At 70.3% G+C, this 15555-nt stretch carries 15 protein-coding genes; 9 read left to right on the forward strand and 6 right to left on the reverse strand.

Going from position 1 to position 15555, the window contains the following annotated elements:
* Positions 1 to 55: 55 nt before the first annotated feature.
* The gene (locus DFR74_RS20035) at positions 56 to 1258 is read left to right on the forward strand and encodes an argininosuccinate synthase (RefSeq protein WP_067506543.1); all 1203 of its coding nucleotides are present in this window, start codon (positions 56 to 58) and stop codon (positions 1256 to 1258) included.
* Between the two features lie 151 nt (positions 1259 to 1409).
* Entirely contained in the window at positions 1410 to 2831 is a 1422-nt protein-coding gene (gene argH / locus DFR74_RS20040; RefSeq protein WP_067506540.1) for an argininosuccinate lyase, read from the forward strand.
* Between the two features lie 145 nt (positions 2832 to 2976).
* Here the strand turns inward: argH and DFR74_RS20045 are convergent, their stop codons facing one another.
* Entirely contained in the window at positions 2977 to 3723 is a 747-nt protein-coding gene (locus tag DFR74_RS20045) for a 2-phosphosulfolactate phosphatase (protein ID WP_067506537.1), read from the reverse strand.
* 25 nt (positions 3724 to 3748) lie between these two features.
* Entirely contained in the window at positions 3749 to 4420 is a 672-nt protein-coding gene (locus tag DFR74_RS20050; protein ID WP_067506533.1) for a hypothetical protein, read from the reverse strand.
* A 60-nt stretch (positions 4421 to 4480) separates the two neighbouring features.
* On the opposite strand from DFR74_RS20050, the gene DFR74_RS20055 reads away from it, so the two are divergent.
* The gene (locus tag DFR74_RS20055; RefSeq protein ID WP_067506530.1) at positions 4481 to 4804 is read left to right on the forward strand and encodes a DMT family transporter; all 324 of its coding nucleotides are present in this window, start codon (positions 4481 to 4483) and stop codon (positions 4802 to 4804) included.
* A gap of 52 nt (positions 4805 to 4856) precedes the next feature.
* On the opposite strand, the gene DFR74_RS20060 is transcribed toward DFR74_RS20055, so the two are convergent.
* The 3 genes from DFR74_RS20060 to DFR74_RS20070 form a co-directional block, all read right to left on the reverse strand.
* Positions 4857 to 5474 carry a Uma2 family endonuclease gene (locus DFR74_RS20060; RefSeq protein WP_198161701.1) on the reverse strand — a complete coding sequence of 206 codons (618 nt, stop codon included), beginning with the start codon at positions 5472 to 5474 and terminating at the stop codon, positions 4857 to 4859.
* Positions 5475 to 5829: 355 nt separating this feature from the next.
* On the reverse strand, positions 5830 to 7050 hold the full coding sequence (gene ilvA, locus DFR74_RS20065; RefSeq protein WP_067506527.1) for a threonine ammonia-lyase: 1221 nt from the start codon (positions 7048 to 7050) through the stop codon (positions 5830 to 5832).
* Between the two features lie 119 nt (positions 7051 to 7169).
* Positions 7170 to 8102, reverse strand: coding sequence for an ABC transporter substrate-binding protein (locus DFR74_RS20070; RefSeq protein ID WP_232331691.1), 933 nt, complete (start codon positions 8100 to 8102; stop codon positions 7170 to 7172).
* Positions 8103 to 8169: 67 nt separating this feature from the next.
* On the opposite strand from DFR74_RS20070, the gene DFR74_RS20075 reads away from it, so the two are divergent.
* From DFR74_RS20075 to DFR74_RS20085, 3 genes are read left to right on the forward strand one after another with little or no spacing between them, the layout of a single operon-like run.
* Positions 8170 to 9234, forward strand: coding sequence for a FecCD family ABC transporter permease (locus DFR74_RS20075; RefSeq protein ID WP_232331690.1), 1065 nt, complete (start codon positions 8170 to 8172; stop codon positions 9232 to 9234).
* Positions 9231 to 10289, forward strand: a complete 1059-nt coding sequence (locus tag DFR74_RS20080) for a FecCD family ABC transporter permease (protein WP_067506523.1) — start codon at positions 9231 to 9233, stop codon at positions 10287 to 10289. The genes DFR74_RS20075 and DFR74_RS20080 overlap by 4 nt, the downstream gene beginning before the upstream one ends.
* The gene (locus tag DFR74_RS20085; protein WP_084537448.1) at positions 10282 to 11109 is read left to right on the forward strand and encodes an ABC transporter ATP-binding protein; all 828 of its coding nucleotides are present in this window, start codon (positions 10282 to 10284) and stop codon (positions 11107 to 11109) included. The genes DFR74_RS20080 and DFR74_RS20085 overlap by 8 nt, the downstream gene beginning before the upstream one ends.
* Positions 11110 to 11139: 30 nt before the next feature.
* Here the strand turns inward: DFR74_RS20085 and DFR74_RS20090 are convergent, their stop codons facing one another.
* Positions 11140 to 12312, reverse strand: coding sequence for a serine hydrolase domain-containing protein (locus DFR74_RS20090; RefSeq protein ID WP_067506516.1), 1173 nt, complete (start codon positions 12310 to 12312; stop codon positions 11140 to 11142).
* Positions 12313 to 12456: 144 nt separating this feature from the next.
* On the opposite strand from DFR74_RS20090, the gene DFR74_RS20095 reads away from it, so the two are divergent.
* From DFR74_RS20095 to DFR74_RS20105, 3 genes are all read left to right on the forward strand, one after another.
* Positions 12457 to 13179, forward strand: coding sequence for a GntR family transcriptional regulator (locus tag DFR74_RS20095; RefSeq protein ID WP_067506785.1), 723 nt, complete (start codon positions 12457 to 12459; stop codon positions 13177 to 13179).
* An 84-nt stretch (positions 13180 to 13263) separates the two neighbouring features.
* Positions 13264 to 14748 (forward strand): NCS1 family nucleobase:cation symporter-1, encoded by a 1485-nt coding sequence (locus DFR74_RS20100; protein ID WP_067506782.1) that lies wholly within the window; start codon positions 13264 to 13266, stop codon positions 14746 to 14748.
* The gene (locus DFR74_RS20105) at positions 14748 to 15479 is read left to right on the forward strand and encodes an aspartate/glutamate racemase family protein (RefSeq protein ID WP_067506513.1); all 732 of its coding nucleotides are present in this window, start codon (positions 14748 to 14750) and stop codon (positions 15477 to 15479) included. The genes DFR74_RS20100 and DFR74_RS20105 overlap by 1 nt, the downstream gene beginning before the upstream one ends.
* Positions 15480 to 15555: the final 76 nt, after the last annotated feature.

Raw genomic sequence — 15555 nt, forward strand, 5'->3', positions numbered from 1 at the left:
GGCGCGCAGACCGGGCACCCTTCACACACGCACGAAACCGAGGAGCATCGCAGATATGTCCGAGCGCGTCGTACTCGCCTACTCCGGTGGGCTGGACACCTCCGTCGCCATCAGCTGGATCGGCAAGGAGACCGGCGCCGAGGTGGTGGCGGTCGCCATCGACCTGGGCCAGGGCGGCGAGGACATGAACGTGGTGCGCCAGCGCGCCCTGGACTGCGGCGCCGTCGAGGCCGTGGTGGTCGACGCCCGCGACGAGTTCGCCGACGAGTACTGCCTGCCCACCATCCAGGCCAACGCCCTCTACATGGGCGAATACCCGCTGGTCTCCGCGATCAGCCGCCCGCTCATCGTCAAGCACCTGGTGGAGGCCGCCAAGTTCCACGGCGCCACCACCGTCGCGCACGGCTGCACCGGCAAGGGCAACGACCAGGTGCGTTTCGAGGTCGGCATCGGCGCGCTGGCGCCCGACCTGAACGTCATCGCGCCGGTCCGCGACTACGCCTGGACCCGCGAGAAGGCCATCGCCTTCGCAGAGGAGAACAGCCTCCCCATCAACGTCACCAAGAAGTCGCCGTTCTCCATCGACCAGAACGTGTGGGGCCGCGCCGTCGAGACCGGGTTCCTCGAGGACCTGTGGAACGCGCCGACCAAGGACGTCTACGACTACACCGCCGACCCGACGGTGAACTTCGAGGCCCCCGACGAGCTCATCATCACCTTCGACAAGGGCGTGCCGGTCGCCATCGACGGCCGCCAGGTGAGCGTGCTCGAGGCCATCGTGGAACTCAATCACCGCGCGGGCCGTCAGGGCGTCGGCCGCCTCGACATGGTCGAGGACCGGCTGGTCGGCATCAAGAGCCGCGAGATCTACGAGGCGCCGGGCGCGATCACCCTGATCGCCGCGCACCAGGCGCTCGAGCACGTCACCATCGAGCGCGAGCTGGGCCGCTACAAGCGGCAGGTCGAGCAGCGCTGGGGCGAGCTGGCCTACGACGGCCTGTGGTTCTCCCCGCTCAAGCGCGCGCTGGACGCCTTCGTGCAGGACACCCAGCAGCACGTCTCGGGCGACATCCGGATGGTGCTGCACGGCGGCAGCGCCGTCGTCAACGGCCGCCGCTCCGAGCAGTCGCTCTACGACTTCAACCTCGCCACCTACGACGAGGGCGACACCTTCGACCAGTCGCTGGCCAAGGGCTTCGTGCAGATCCACGGCCTGTCGTCGAAGGTCGCGGCCAAGCGGGACCTGAACCAGAAGTAGGCCCGAGGGTTCACTCGCTTCCTGGAGGGCCGGTGCGCGAGCGCATCGGCCCTCCGTTCGGCGCGTGTCCAGGCTGCGGTGCGCGCTCGGACCCCGGCTACGGTAGGTGCGACGCGAGCCCGACACCACACATCCGAGGAGACAGCACACGATGACGCAGAGCGGCAGCACGAACACCGGCGCCCTCTGGGGCGGGCGGTTCGCGTCCGGCCCGGCCGAGGCGATGGCCGCGCTGAGCAAGTCGACCCACTTCGACTGGGCGCTCGCGCCCTACGACATCCGCGCGTCGAAGGCGCACGCGCGCGTGCTGCACAAGGCCGGTCTGCTGTCGGAGAGCGACCTGGCCGGGATGCTCGCGGGACTGGACCGGCTCGCCGAGGACGTGGCCTCGGGCGCGTTCGGGCCCGCCGACTCCGACGAGGACGTGCACGGCGCGCTCGAGCGCGGGCTCATCGAGCGGGTCGGCGCCGAGCTGGGCGGCAGGCTGCGCGCCGGACGGTCCCGCAACGACCAGGTGGCGACGCTGTTCCGGATGTGGTTGCGCGACGGCGTGCGCCGCGTCGCGGCCGGTGTGCTGGACGTGGTGGACGCGCTCGTCGCCCAGGCCGCCGCGCACCCCGACGCGGTGATGCCCGGCAAAACCCACCTGCAGGCGGCCCAGCCCGTGCTGCTCGCCCACCACCTGCTCGCGCACGCCCACCCCCTGCTGCGCGATATCGACCGGCTGCGCGATTTCGACCGCCGCGCGGCGGTCTCGCCGTACGGGTCGGGCGCGCTGGCCGGGTCCTCGCTCGGGCTCGACCCCGAGGTGATCGCGGCGGACCTGGATTTCGATGCGGCGGCGGGCAATTCGATCGACGCGACCTCGTCGCGGGATTTCGCGGCGGAGGCCGCGTTCGTGCTCGCCATGATCGGCGTGGACCTGAGCCGGATGGCCGAAGAGGTGATCATCTGGAGCACACCGGAATTCGGGTACGTGACGCTGGCCGACGCCTGGTCGACCGGGTCGTCGATCATGCCGCAGAAGAAGAACCCCGACGTGTCGGAGCTGACGCGCGGCAAGGCGGGCCGGCTCATCGGCAACCTCACCGGACTGCTGGCGACGCTGAAGGCGCAGCCGCTCGCCTACAACCGTGACCTGCAAGAGGACAAGGAACCCCTCTTCGATTCCGTCGCGCAGCTCGAACTCCTGCTGCCCGCCATCGCCGGTCTGGTCGCCACCCTGACCTTCCACACCGATCGCATGGCCGAACTCGCGCCCGCCGGTTTCACCCTCGCCACCGACATCGCCGAATGGCTTGTGCGCCAAGGTGTCCCGTTCCGCGTCGCGCACGAGGCGGCGGGCGCGTGCGTGCGGGCGGCCGAAGCGCGCGGCGTGGGCCTCGACGAACTCACCGACGAGGAGTTCGCCGCACTCGATCCGGCCCTCACCCCCCAGGTCCGCGACGTGCTCACCGTCCAGGGCTCCATCGCCTCCCGCAACGCCCGCGGCGGCACCGCAGGCGCCCAGGTCGCGATCCAGCTGGCCGAGGTCCGCGACGCCGCCACCGCGGCCCGCACCTGGCTCTCCTGACAGATCGGCCCGGAGCACGGACGGGAGCATGCGGACCGTTACTGCGGACCGCTTACCGTGTGGGTGTTGGTGCGTTTCCGCTAGTTCGAACCGTGTGGGACACGGGTCGGCGTGGTGCCGATTCGGTAGGTCGGGTCGCCAGAGCTCACACGGCGGTGAACGCTCCGTCGGCGAGTAACGGGACCGCCGTGCTCGAATCGAGTTCCGCGGCGATCGCGACGTCGTCGGCGAATCCGCCCTCGATCAGTTCGCGGCCGGAGGCGCAGGTGGTGAGGGTTGTGGTGAGGTCGGGGGTGTGGGTGAAAGTGGTTGCGGCCAGGGTGGATTCGGGGGAGAGGTGGTCGGTGAGGGCGGCGAGGAGGGCGCCCGCGCCGAGGAGGTCTTCGATCGCGGGGCGGAGGGTGTCGTCGGGCCAGCGCTCGCCCGCGGCGATCACCGTGACCGGGTGATCCGGTGTGCCCCAGCCTTGTTCGCGGATCCAGCGGGCGACGGCGGTGGCGTTGCGGAGGGAGCAGGCCAGGACCGGGGTGCCGGGCACGGCGGCGGCGATGGCAGAACCGTTGGGGGAGGGGAGAACCAGGCGCGGCACGGCCGGGGCGCGGCGCAGGGCGGCGGGGGAGAGCGACCACGGGTGATCGTCGGTGATGTCGCGGCGGCGGACGGCGAGAACCGCATCGTGGTCGGCGGCGAAGCCCGCGGCGCGGTTGTCCCGCACGGGGAACGGGTAGACGCGGGTGCCCTTCGCCACGGCGACGCCGACCGCCGTGGTGAACGACAGCACGTCCACGACGACGAGACACGCACTGCGCGCGGCCAGCGCACGGGCGCCCGACGGCCCCCACTCGAAGCGGACACCATACGAATCCTGCGCGAACCACGGGTCTACCGACACCGGAGTTTTTGTAGCACAGGGATCGTCAGGCGCGTTGCCCGAGCAGCTTCGCGACGCGCAGGATCGGGGTGACCAGATCGGGGATGTCACCGCCGGTGTCGAGCCGGCCCGGACGGTAGGTGATGAGTTCGCGGCCCGCGACGCTCCACCGGGGTACTTCCCCGGCCAGGTGCGCTTCGATCAATTCCGGACTCAGCAGCAGGCGTGCGGAGTGCGGATCGACCGCCGTGACCACGAACCGGCCGTCGAAACTGTCGTGGCCGGTGGGCACCGGGTCGTCCCCGAACGGGGCCGTGCCCAACCGCATGAACTCGGTGCGGTCGGTGACCGCGACAGGTGGATACGGGTGCGGCATCGCGACCACCACCGCCACACAGTGATACGTCACCGTGGTGAGCGTCGACCCGGACCCGGTGCGGAGCCGGTATTCGTGCTCGGCCACCGTGACGCGGCGGCCCTCGAACTCGCCGTCGAGTGTGAGACCCAGCACGCCCTCGGCCGCGTGGCCGGGCAGGCGCGCCATCCACGCGGCGCGCGAGTGGGGTGCGATCCGCCAGCCGCGCCGCCGCCCCCACTCCTGCGGAGTCGAGGTGTCGACGCGGCGATTTCGCGCCGTCAGCGACACCAGCGCGGCGAGGCCAGCCACCACCAGCACCGCCACGAACACCGGAAAACCGATCCGGAACGCTTCTTCCACGGTCTACCACCTCCTCGTGCGGCGCTGCTCCCATTGTCGGGCACTCACTACGCTTCGGTCATGACCTTGCTGTTTCTCGCCGTGGCGATCGCCTCCGAAGTCACCGCGACCGTCTCGCTCAAGCTGTCGGAGGGCTTCACCAAGCTGATCCCCTCGATCGTGGTCGTGATCGGCTACGGCACGGCCTTCTTCTTCCTCGCGCAAGCGCTCAAGCGTGGCATGCCGGTGGGTGTGGCGTACGGCATCTGGTCCGCCGTCGGCGTGGCGGCCATCGCGATCATCGGGGTGCTGTTCCTGGAGGAACGCCTCACCCTCGTGCAGGTCGGCGGTATCGGGTTGGTGATCGTGGGCGTGCTCGCCCTGGAACTCGGCGGCGCGCACTGATGGCGGACAGCCGGGCGTCGAGACGGCCCGGCGGCCCGGGATCAGGGGCGGCTCAGAGGAATTCGGCGGTGTCGAGCTCGAAGCCGAACGGGTCGGGCAGTGCCAGCCGGGCGCCGAACTTCGCGGTGGCGAGTTGCGCGTAGGCGCCGTTGGACGGTTCCCAGAAGACGGTGACCTCGCCGCGATGCCGGTCCACCAGCAGATACACCGGAATCGCCGCCTGGGCGTAGGCGTCGCGCTTCTCGACGCGGTCCACCTCGGCGTCACGGTCGCGACCCGAGGTGATCTCCACGATCATCTGCACGCCGGACGGATCGGCCCAGGACGGTTCGCCGCGGAAGTAACCGCGGCGCGCGACCGCGCCGTCGACCCGGGAGCGGCCTTCGCGGTACGCAGGGATGCGCAGTCCTCGTCCGTGGAAGAACTCCGCCTCCGAGCCGGACAGAACCTGATTGCGAATAGTCGCCGCGAACTCGTCGTGCTCGCCGTCGGGGACGGGTACCACGTAGATCGTCCCGTTGATCAGCTCGAGTGATACCTCTTCCGTCGACGCGCGTTCCAGCACCTCGAACTCCGCGAGGCTCACGTCGGTGTCCTGGATGCCCATGCCCTCAGGGTAGCCCGGCGGCGGGTGATCCGACCGGGACTCGGGCCCGATGATGATCGCCATACTGTCTCCTCCTCGATCACGAAACGATGCTGTTCACCGTGATCGACGTGCGGGTTCGCCATTCGGTTCCACGACACGCGAGAGTGGCGGCGCGTCCCGCGACTCGCCGGATCGCGTCGGGTTCCCCGGAAGCATCCGCGTCGGAGCCCGGCAGATTCGCCGGCGAGTCGAGCGGCTGGTCACCGCCGGTGACGGTTGATTCCCTCGCGTCACGTTCTTCGCCGGCACAGGCACAGGTCGAATCATCGTGTCGACCGTGATGTCCGTAGGTCGGTCGCCGGATGCGCACCGGAGCCGCGATGTCTCGACGAACCACTGTCGGATCACACCGGCAGGCTGAGCGGCGCAGGGTCCTTCAATCCTGTGCGCGCACCGCGTATCCCGCGCGCTCGAGCGCATCCGAGACGGTGTCGCGGTGGTCGGGCCCGCGGGTTTCGAGGGTGAGGCCGACCTCCACTTCGTCGACCGCGAGCCAGGTTCCGGTGCGGGAGTGGACGACGTCGACCACGCTGGCGCCGGTGGCGCCGACGACGGAGAGCAGGCCGCCGAGGGCGCCGGGGCGGTCCGAGATGGTCACGCGCAGGGCGAGGTAGCGGCCCGCGACGCTGAGGCCGTGCCCGATCAGGCGGGTGAGCAGCAGCGGGTCGATATTGCCGCCGGACAGGATCGCGCACACCGGCTCGCGCAGGTCCAGTTCGCCGGGCGGCAGGCTCATCAGCGCGGCGACGGCCGCGGCACCCGCCGGCTCCACGATCAGCTTCGCGCGCTCCAGGCAGAGCAGCAGCGCCGTGGACAGCGCCTCCTCGTCCACCGTGACGATGGTGGGCCGGTGGGCGGTGACGTGCGCGAACGGCACCTCGCCGGGCAGACCCACCGCGATGCCGTCGGCCATGGTCGACAACCGTTGCGCGCGAACGGGCTTGCCCTCGGTGAGCGACACCGGCCAGGCGGCGGCCTCGGCGGCCTGCACCCCGATCACCCGCACGTCCGGCGCCAGTTCCGCCAAGGCTAGCGCGACCCCGGCGAGCAGACCGCCGCCGCCGGTCGGCACGAGCACCGTCCCGACGTCCGGCAATTGCTCGAGGATCTCCAGTCCGACGGTCGCCTGCCCGGACACGATGTCGGGGTGGTCGAACGGGTGGATCAGCGTGGCGCCGGTGTGGGCGGCGAAATCCAGTGCGGCGTCGAGCGCTTCATCGATCGTCGCGCCGACCTGGCGCACCTGCGCGCCGTAGGCCTTGGTGGCGGCCAGCTTCGGCAGTGACGCGCCCACCGGCATGAAGACGGTGGAGTCGATGCCCAGCGTCGCCGCCGCCCACGCCACGCCCTGCGCGTGATTACCCGCGCTGGCCGCGACCACCCCGCGCCCCCGCTCCTCGGGCGGCAGGTGCGCGATGCGGTTGTAGGCGCCGCGCGGTTTGAACGACCCGGTGCGCTGGAGGTTCTCGCATTTCAACCACACCTGCGCCCCGCACCGCTGCGACAGCACCCGCGACGCCACCACGGGAGTCCGCCGGATCACCGGCGCCAGCAACTCCGCCGCCGCCTCGATCCGCCCGAGCCCGATCAACTCCATGCGCCCATGCTGCCACCGCGCGCCCGCCCTGCCGGGGAAATGCGGCCGACGGCAGATGGAACGGGCAGCGCGGAATCGGGGTATCCCCGTGAATCAGGGGCGACCGCGTGGCCGAAACCCTATCGCGCGCTCAGCAATTCGATCTCGTCGATAATCTTGTTCGCCCCGACCACGCCGATGCCGAGCATCCACGTGTCGTCCTCCACCTCGTGCGCGCGTCCCTCGCGCACGGCGGGCAGGGCGCCCCAGAGGGCGACCACGCGGTCCTTGGTGGTGGCGGTGGTGCCGGTGTAGTTGGCGTGGAACACCACATCGCCGTTGATCTGCTCGTACTGTTCGGGGTCGAGTTCGACCATGGAGTACTGGTTCCACTCGCGGTCGGGGTGGGTGAAGCCGACCTGCGCGAGGATCGATCCGGAGAACGTCGCGGGTCCGTAGAGGCGGAAGCGGTCCTCGGTGAACCGCACCATCGACACCGTCCGCCCGGCCGCGCCGATCTGCTGCCCCACGGTCTTCGCGCGCGAATCGAGTTGCGCCAGCAGGTCTTCCATCTCCGCCGACTTGCCCACGGCCTCGGCGGTGAGCCGCGCCTGCTCGTGCCAGTTGGTGCCCGAGCTCTCCGAGAACACCGTCGGCGCGATCCCGTCGAGCTGGGTGTACAGCGCCTCGTGGCGGACCTTGGTGCCGATGATGAGATCGGGTTCGAGGTTGGCGATGGCGTCCAGATCCGGCTCCTGGATGGTGCCCACCGTGCCGACGCCCTCGAGCTCACCGCTCAGGTATTTCGGCGAGCCGTAGCCCATCGCGCGCTCGGTGATCGCGATCGGCCGCACGCCCAGCGCCACCAGCGCGTCGAGGTGCGGCGAATCGAGCACGACGATGCGCTCGGGTTTCTCCGGCACCGTCGTCTCACCCATCGCGTGCCGCACGAGACGACCCTCGTCGGTCTCGGTGCCGGACGACCCGCACGCCGATACCATCAACCCCACGGTGGCCAGCAGCACGCCGACCCCCGTGACCCATCGCTTCCCGCTTCTGCTCCCGATCTTCACGAGGGGTGACCTTAGCCCAGACTCACTAAGGTTGCCCTTACTGTGCCCCGGCCGGTACATTCCGCCGGTGCCTACGAGTCGTGACGCCCTGTCCGCGCCACACGACTCCCCGCCGGAGGACGCCACCCTGCGTCTCGCGCGCGGCGGTGCGGCGCTGCTGATCTCGGCGGCGGTACTGTTCGCGGTCTGCGTCGCCAGCCTCGCCCTCGGCGCGAAGTCGATCCCGATGGGCGACGTGGTGGCCGCGCTGTTCGGCCGGGGCGAGGAGAGCGTGCGCGTCATCATCGGCGACTGGCGACTGAGCCGCACGGTCGTCGGATTGGTCTGCGGTGTCGCGCTGGGCGCGGCCGGCGTGGTGATCGGGGCGCTCACCCGCAACCCCATCGCCGATCCGGGATTGCTCGGCGTCAACGCGGGCGCGGCGCTGGGCGTGGTCGTGGGTCTCACCGTGTCCGGCGGGATGGGCGTGACCGGGTACACCTGGTTCGCGTTCGCGGGTGCGGGTGTGGCGGCGGTGCTCGTGTATCTGCTGTCGATGATCGGACGGTCGACGGCCTCGCCCCTGCGGCTCGCGCTGTCGGGTGTGGCGCTGGCCGCGGTGCTGTCGGGCGTCACGCAGTTGCTGGTCTTCGTGGACGAGAGCGTGCTCGACTCGTACCGGTTCTGGCGGATCGGCTCGCTGGCCGCCCGCGATCTCGACGACACGCTTCCGCTGATCCCGTACGTGCTCGGAGCGGCCCTGCTGGCGCTGGCGCTGTGCCGCGCGTTCAACGCCCTGAGCCTCGGCGACCGGACCGCCGCCGCGCTGGGGGTGAATCTCGGCCTGATCCGGTTCCTGGGCTTCGTCGTGGTCACCGTGCTGTGCGGCGCGGCGACGGCGCTCGCGGGCCCGATCGCGTTCGTCGGCCTGCTCGTGGTCCACATCGCGCAGTACCTGGTGGGTTCGGACTACCGCCTGCTGGTCCCGCTGTCGATGCTCCTCGCGCCCACGCTGCTACTGGGCGCGGATGTGCTGGGACGGGTGATCGCCGACGGGGGACCGGTGCCCGTCGGCGTGATGACCGCGTTCGTCGGCTGTCCCGCGCTCATCGCACTCATCGTCTGGAGCACCCGGATGGGAGCCGGATCATGACCGTCACGGCGACCGGGATCACGCCCACCGACCTCGCGGTCACCGCCGGCCCCTACACGGTGCGCTTCGATCGCCGCGCGACCGCGGTCACCGCCGTCCTCGCGGTCCTGGTGGTGCTGCTGGTCCTGGTCTCCCTCATGGTGGGCGAGTACGCCATCGGGCCCGCCGCCCTCTGGGACACCCTCACCGGCGACCCGCCGCGCCGCCTCGACCGCTTCTTCGTCTTCGACCGGCGGCTGCCACGGGCCTTGGTCGCGGTGGGCGTGGGTGGCAGCCTGGCCGCCGCGGGCGCGATCTTCCAACGGCTGCACAACAATCCGCTGGCCAGCCCCGACCTCATCGGGTTCACCAGCGGCGCGTCGTTCGGTGCGGTCTTCGTCCTGCTGTCGCTCGGCGGCAGTCTCACCATGGGCGCGATCGGCGCGGCGGTGGGCGCGCTCACCACGCTGGCGATCATCGGCGTGCTCACGGTGCTCGGCCGACTGCGCGGCGCGCGACTGGTCCTGGTCGGCATCGCGCTCGGCGCGCTGGCCACCTCGGCGACGTCGTATCTGCTGAGCCAGACGTATCTGCCGTCGGCCGCCGTCGCCCACACCTGGCTGATCGGCTCGCTCAGCGGGCGCGGCTGGGGGCACGTCGCGACCGTCGCGGCGGGCATCGCGCTGGTGACGCCGCTGCTCATCGTGTTCGAGCGCGCTTTTCGTGCCCTGGATCTGGGCGACACCGTGGCGGCCACGCTCGGCGTGCGCGGCGGGCGGGCGCGTATGGGCCTCATGCTCGCAGCGACCGTGCTGGTCGGGCTGGCCGTGGCCGCCGCGGGCCCGATCGCGTTCATCGCACTGGCCGCACCGCATATCGCGCGCGGACTCACCCGCACACCCGGCGCGGGCATCGTGGCCGCCGCCTGCACCGGCGCGCTCCTGCTCGGCGTGAGCGACCTGGTCGCCGAACACGCCTTCCCCGCACCGGTTCCCGTCGGCGTCGTGACGGTGAGCATCGGCGGGGTGTTCCTGCTCTGGCTGCTGGTACGGGAAGGTCTACGTCATCGTGTCTGAATCGAGCGCCACCGCCCCGGTCGTGGGCGGCGCGGCACGCCTGCGCGGCGAGGCGGTGCGCGTCTCCTACGGCGACCGCGCCGTCCTGCACGACGTGGACATCGCCGTCCCCGACGGACGGTTCACCGTCATCATCGGGCCCAACGCGTGCGGGAAGTCGACGATGCTGGCCGCCCTGGGCCGCTTGCTGCGCCCCGGCTCGGGTTCGGTCGTGCTGGACGGCAAGGCGATTCACTCCTACTCGACCAAGGAGACCGCGCGCCGCCTCAGCCTGTTGCCGCAGGCGCCCGGCGCGCCGGACGGCATCCTGGTCGGCGATCTCGTCTCCCGCGGCCGCTACCCGCACCAAGGGCTGCTGCGCCAGTGGTCCGACGAGGACGCCGCCGCCGTCGCCGAGGCGCTGGCGGCGACCGGGACGACCGAGCTGCGGCATCGTCGCGTGGACGAACTGTCCGGCGGGCAGCGCCAGCGCGTGTGGATCGCGATGGTGCTCGCCCAGACCACCTCGATCGTGCTGCTGGACTCGCCGACCACCTATCTCGACATCAGCCACCAGATCGACGTGCTCGACCTGTGCGAGCGGCTGTACGTCGAGCACGGCCGCACGGTGGTGGCGGTGCTGCACGACCTCAACCTGGCCGCCCGCTACGCCACCGACCTCATCGCCATGCGCGACGGGCGCGTCGTCGGCCGGGGCAGTCCGCGCGAACTCGTCACGCCCGAACTGGTCCGTGAGGTGTTCGACCTCGACTGCGTGGTGATCGACGACCCGCTGACCGGCGCCCCGATGATCGTCCCGGGACGCCGGGCGGCGCGGTAGGTCCGGCGCGGGCAGGCGAACCGGTGCGAGCTACCCCGCGTCGCGAGCCAGGTGATGCGCGATCGCGCCCAATCTGGCCAGGCGCGCGTCACCGAGCGGTGTGAGCTTGCCGCCGAGCCGGTTGGTCACGAAGCCCAGCGACATGCCCGTGGCCGGGTCGGCGAACGCGCCCGAACCGCCGAGACCGAAGTGGCCGAACGCCGAAATCGGTTCGGCCTTGGACGGTTTCATCGGCACACCGTGGAATCCGAGTCCCCACGGGATGCGGAACGCCAGCACGTAGTCGGGCGTGAACACCTGCCGGGTGCGCATCGCCTCGATCGTCTCCGGCCGCAGCAGCTGGTAGCCGCCGAGGCTGCCGCCGTTGGCCAGCGCGCCGTAGAGGCGGGCCAGCGCGCGGGCCGAGAACACGCCGTTGACGCCCGGCATCACCGAATCGTGCAGGCGCGGATCGGCCATCATCTCCGCGAACCCGCGCGGGGTGGTGTCGACGGCCGCCGCCAGCCGGGTGCGGCCCATCAGGCGCGCACCGGTCTCCCAGCTCAGCCCCGCCACCGTGAGCGCGGGGAAGTTGGGCGCGATCCTGGACCGCTGCGACTCCGGCACCCGGAACCAGAGTTCTTCCGCGCCAAGGGGTTCGGCGATCTCGGTGCGCAGCAGCTCGGTGAAGTCGCCGCCCACCCGGCGCACCAGCTCGGCGACCAGGTGCCCGAAGCTGATGCCGTGGTAGCCGCTGGTGACCGTGTGGCGGGGGTCGGGCGCGGTGGCGGCGAGGGCGGCCGTGACCGCCGCGTCGTCGAAGAAGGCGTCCACCGGGCCGGGCAGCAGGCCGCGCAGGCGGTGCAGTCCGGCGCGATGGCTGAGCAGTTCCCGCACCGTGATGCGGTCCTTGCCCGCGGCGGCGAATTCGGGCCAGTACTCGGCGACCGCCTTGTCGTAGTCGAGGAGGCCGCGTTCGGCCAGCCGGTGCAGCAGGGTGGCGGCCACGCCCTTGCCGGTCGAATAGGCCACGGCGACCGTGTCCTGGCGCCACGGTTCGCCCGGCGCCGCGTAGCCGGCCCACACGTCCACCACCGGTTCGCCGTGCAGGTAGACCGTGAGCGCGCCGCCGCCGTCGCCCGGCCTGCGGAAGAGGCGGTCGAATTCGGCCACCAGGCGCACGAATCGGCGGTCGACCAGCTGTGCCGTCGGAGTTGTGGTCATCGTCGTCCTTTCTCCGTTCCACTGGACAGCGTACGAGAAACGGCGGCGTGGCGGACCTCACAGTCGGTTTCGGTTGACGGTGCGTTTTCGTGAGCGTCACACAGCGCCCCGCGATCGCAACACGGCTGCTCTAGCGTGATCGCCATGCCGCCACGCAGACGTTCGGCTTTGCTGGCTCGATTGGTCGTCGACGAGCCGGGCAGGCCGCAGATCATTCTCGGTGAGCTGCGCCGGGTGATTCTCGACGGCGCGGTGCCACCCCGTACGCCGATTCCGCTGCGCGAAGTCGCCGAATTGTTCGGCGTCAGCCACATTCCCGTGCGCGAGGCGCTGAAAACGCTGCTGGGAGAAGGGCTGGTGACCCACGAACCGAACGGCGGATACGAAGTCGCCCAGCTCACCGCCGCGGAACTGCGCGAAATGTATATCGTGCGCGAGACATTGGAGACGGCCTCGCTCGCCGCCGCCCTGCGCCAGGCCACCGAGGCCGACCGCGCCGAACTGCTCGCGGTGAACGCCAAGCTGGAAGAGGCGCTGCGCGACGACGATCCGGTGGCCTACCAGCGCATGTCACGGAAGTTCCACGTGGCGCTGACCAGGCCGTCGCGGATGTTCCGCCTGCTGCACATGCTCGAATCGGCGTGGAACGTCACCGAACCGGTACAGAGTATGGTGCACGTCGAGCGCGCCGACCGGGAGCGCCTGCACACCGATCACGTGCTCATGCTCGACGCCTTCCTGGCCGGCGATATCGACCGCCTGCTGCTGGTCGCCGAGGCGCACCACCGCAGGCTCGAATCCGTCATCGCGACCCTGCCCACCGACACCGGGCTGCTGGCCCCGGAAGATATATCGGTCGCGCAATAACCGGGCAACGATCGCGCAATTACCGGGCAATGGGTGCTTCCTACCGTCGATGCGTTCCACGTTTCACCTCGGATGGGAAACACCATGACCGACACGATCACCCCGCCCGCCGCACCGGCGACCACGGCGGAGGCCGACTATGATCCGCGGCTGACGAATGCGGATCTCGCGCCACTGCGCACCCAGAAATGGGGCTCCTACAACATCTTCGCGTTCTGGATGTCCGATGTGCACAGCGTCGGCGGCTATGTCACGGCGGGCAGCCTGTTCGCCCTCGGCCTGGCCAGCTGGCAGGTGCTGGCCGCGCTGCTGATCGGCATCACGATCGTCTATTTCTTCTGCAATCTGGTCGCCAAGCCGAGTCAGGTGACGGGTGTGCCGTACCCGGTGATCTGCCGCAGCGCGTTCGGTGTGCTCGGCGCGAACATTCCCGCGATCATCCGCGGATTGATCGCGGTGGCCTGGTACGGAATTCAGACATTCCTCGCCTCGGCCGCGCTGGATGTGGTTCTGGTGAAACTGTTTCCGGGACTCGCGCCCTACGCCGTGGTCGAGGACTACGGATTCCTCGGGCTGTCGCTGCTCGGCTGGGGCAGCTTCATGATCCTGTGGGTGCTCCAGGCGTGCGTGTTCTGGCGTGGGATGGAGTCGATCCGCAAGTTCATCGACTTCTGCGGCCCCGCGGTGTATGTCGTGATGTTCATTCTGTGCGGATACCTGATCTCCCAGGCAGGTTGGGGCGCCATCGATCTCAGCCTCGGCGCGGTGGAGCACACGGGCTGGTCCTCGGTGCCGGTGATGCTCGGCGCGATCGCGCTGGTGGTGTCGTACTTCTCCGGTCCGATGCTGAACTTCGGCGACTTCTCCCGCTACGGACGGAGTTTCGCGGCGGTGAAGCGCGGCAACTTCCTCGGCCTGCCGATCAACTTCCTGCTGTTCTCGGTGCTGGTGGTGGTGACCGCCTCGCTGACACTGCCGGTCTACGGCGAACTGATCACCGATCCGGTGGAGACGGTGGCGCGCATCGACAACACGTTCGCGATCGTGTTGGGCGCGTTGACATTCGCCATCGCCACCATCGGCATCAATATCGTCGCCAACTTCATCTCGCCGGCGTTCGACTTCTCCAACGTGAGCCCGCAGCGCATCAGCTGGCGCGCCGGCGGCATGATCGCGGCGGTGGGCTCGGTGCTCATCACACCGTGGAACCTCTACAACAACCCCGACGTCATCCACTACACCCTCGAGGTACTCGGCGCGTTCATCGGCCCGCTGTTCGGTGTGCTCATCGCCGACTACTACCTGATCAAGAAGCAGCGCGTGCACGTCGACGACCTGTTCACCATGTCGCCGACCGGAACCTACTGGTACACCAAGGGATACAACCCGGCCGCGATCGCCGCGACGGCGCTGGGCGCGGCGCTGGCGGTGATCCCGGTGCTGGCCAACAAGCTGCCGGGCATGGCGACCACGGCGCAGTACAGCTGGTTCATCGGCTGCGGCGTCGGATTCGTCGCCTACTACCTGATCGCCACCCGCCGCACGGCCGCGAAGGAGGCGGTCGCCTGATGCGCATCCGGGTCGTCAACCCGAACACCACGCGGGCGATGACCGACCTGATCGAGCGGTGTGCCGGGGCCGTCGCGGGCCCCGGCACCCGGCTCGACGCGGTGACCGCCACGATGGGCCCGCCGTCCATCGAGAGCCACTACGACGAGGCGCTGAGCGTGCCCGGCGTGCTCGACGCCATCCGGCGCGGGGAGGCCGACGGCGTCGACGGATACGTGCTGGCGTGTTTCGGCGACCCGGGATTGGACGCGGCCAGGGAATTGGCGGCCGGTCCCGTGGTCGGGATCGCGGAAGCGGCCATGCGCACCGCCGCCCATCTGGGGCGCGGCTTCAGCGTCGTCACCACCCTCGGACGTACCGCGGGCCGCGCCGCCGACCTGGCCGACCGGTACGGGATGCGGCGGTTCTGCCTCGGCGTGCACGCCTGCGAACTGCCGGTCCTGTCGCTGCACACCGACCCCGACGCCCGCAAGATCATCACCGAAGCCTGCCGCACCGCCGTCGAGACCGACGGCTCCGACGCCGTCGTGCTCGGCTGCGCCGGCATGGCGGATCTGTGCGCGCACCTGCGCGAGGAGATCGGCGTCCCGGTGGTCGACGGGGTCGCGGCGGCGACGCTCACCGTGCAGTCCTTGGTGGCGCAGGGGTTGCGCAAGAGCGGGCGCGGGGAGTTCGCGTCGCCGCCGCCGAAGGAGTATGTGGGGTTGCTGCGGGATTTCGGCACCGGATAGGTGAGCCGGACTGGTCGGGTAGGTTGCGCCCGGCCGCCCTCCACGCCGTGATCCCGCACACGGGTTCTGCCGGTGT

The sequence above is a fragment of the Nocardia puris genome (genome assembly GCF_003315035.1).
GTDB lineage: Bacteria > Actinomycetota > Actinomycetes > Mycobacteriales > Mycobacteriaceae > Nocardia > Nocardia puris.

Excerpts from the sequence above, each read along its gene's own strand:
- DFR74_RS20035 (WP_067506543.1), top strand. The coding sequence starts at position 56 with ATGTCCGAGCGCGTCGTACTCGCCTACTCCGGTGGGCTGGACACCTCC.
- argH (WP_067506540.1), top strand. The coding sequence starts at position 1,410 with ATGACGCAGAGCGGCAGCACGAACACCGGCGCCCTCTGGGGCGGGCGG.
- DFR74_RS20055 (WP_067506530.1), top strand. The coding sequence starts at position 4,481 with ATGACCTTGCTGTTTCTCGCCGTGGCGATCGCCTCCGAAGTCACCGCG.
- DFR74_RS20060 (WP_198161701.1), bottom strand. The coding sequence starts at position 5,474 with ATGGCGATCATCATCGGGCCCGAGTCCCGGTCGGATCACCCGCCGCCG.
- ilvA (WP_067506527.1), bottom strand. The coding sequence starts at position 7,050 with ATGGAGTTGATCGGGCTCGGGCGGATCGAGGCGGCGGCGGAGTTGCTG.
- DFR74_RS20080 (WP_067506523.1), top strand. The coding sequence starts at position 9,231 with ATGACCGTCACGGCGACCGGGATCACGCCCACCGACCTCGCGGTCACC.
- DFR74_RS20090 (WP_067506516.1), bottom strand. The coding sequence starts at position 12,312 with ATGACCACAACTCCGACGGCACAGCTGGTCGACCGCCGATTCGTGCGC.
- DFR74_RS20095 (WP_067506785.1), top strand. The coding sequence starts at position 12,457 with ATGCCGCCACGCAGACGTTCGGCTTTGCTGGCTCGATTGGTCGTCGAC.
- DFR74_RS20100 (WP_067506782.1), top strand. The coding sequence starts at position 13,264 with ATGACCGACACGATCACCCCGCCCGCCGCACCGGCGACCACGGCGGAG.
- DFR74_RS20105 (WP_067506513.1), top strand. The coding sequence starts at position 14,748 with ATGCGCATCCGGGTCGTCAACCCGAACACCACGCGGGCGATGACCGAC.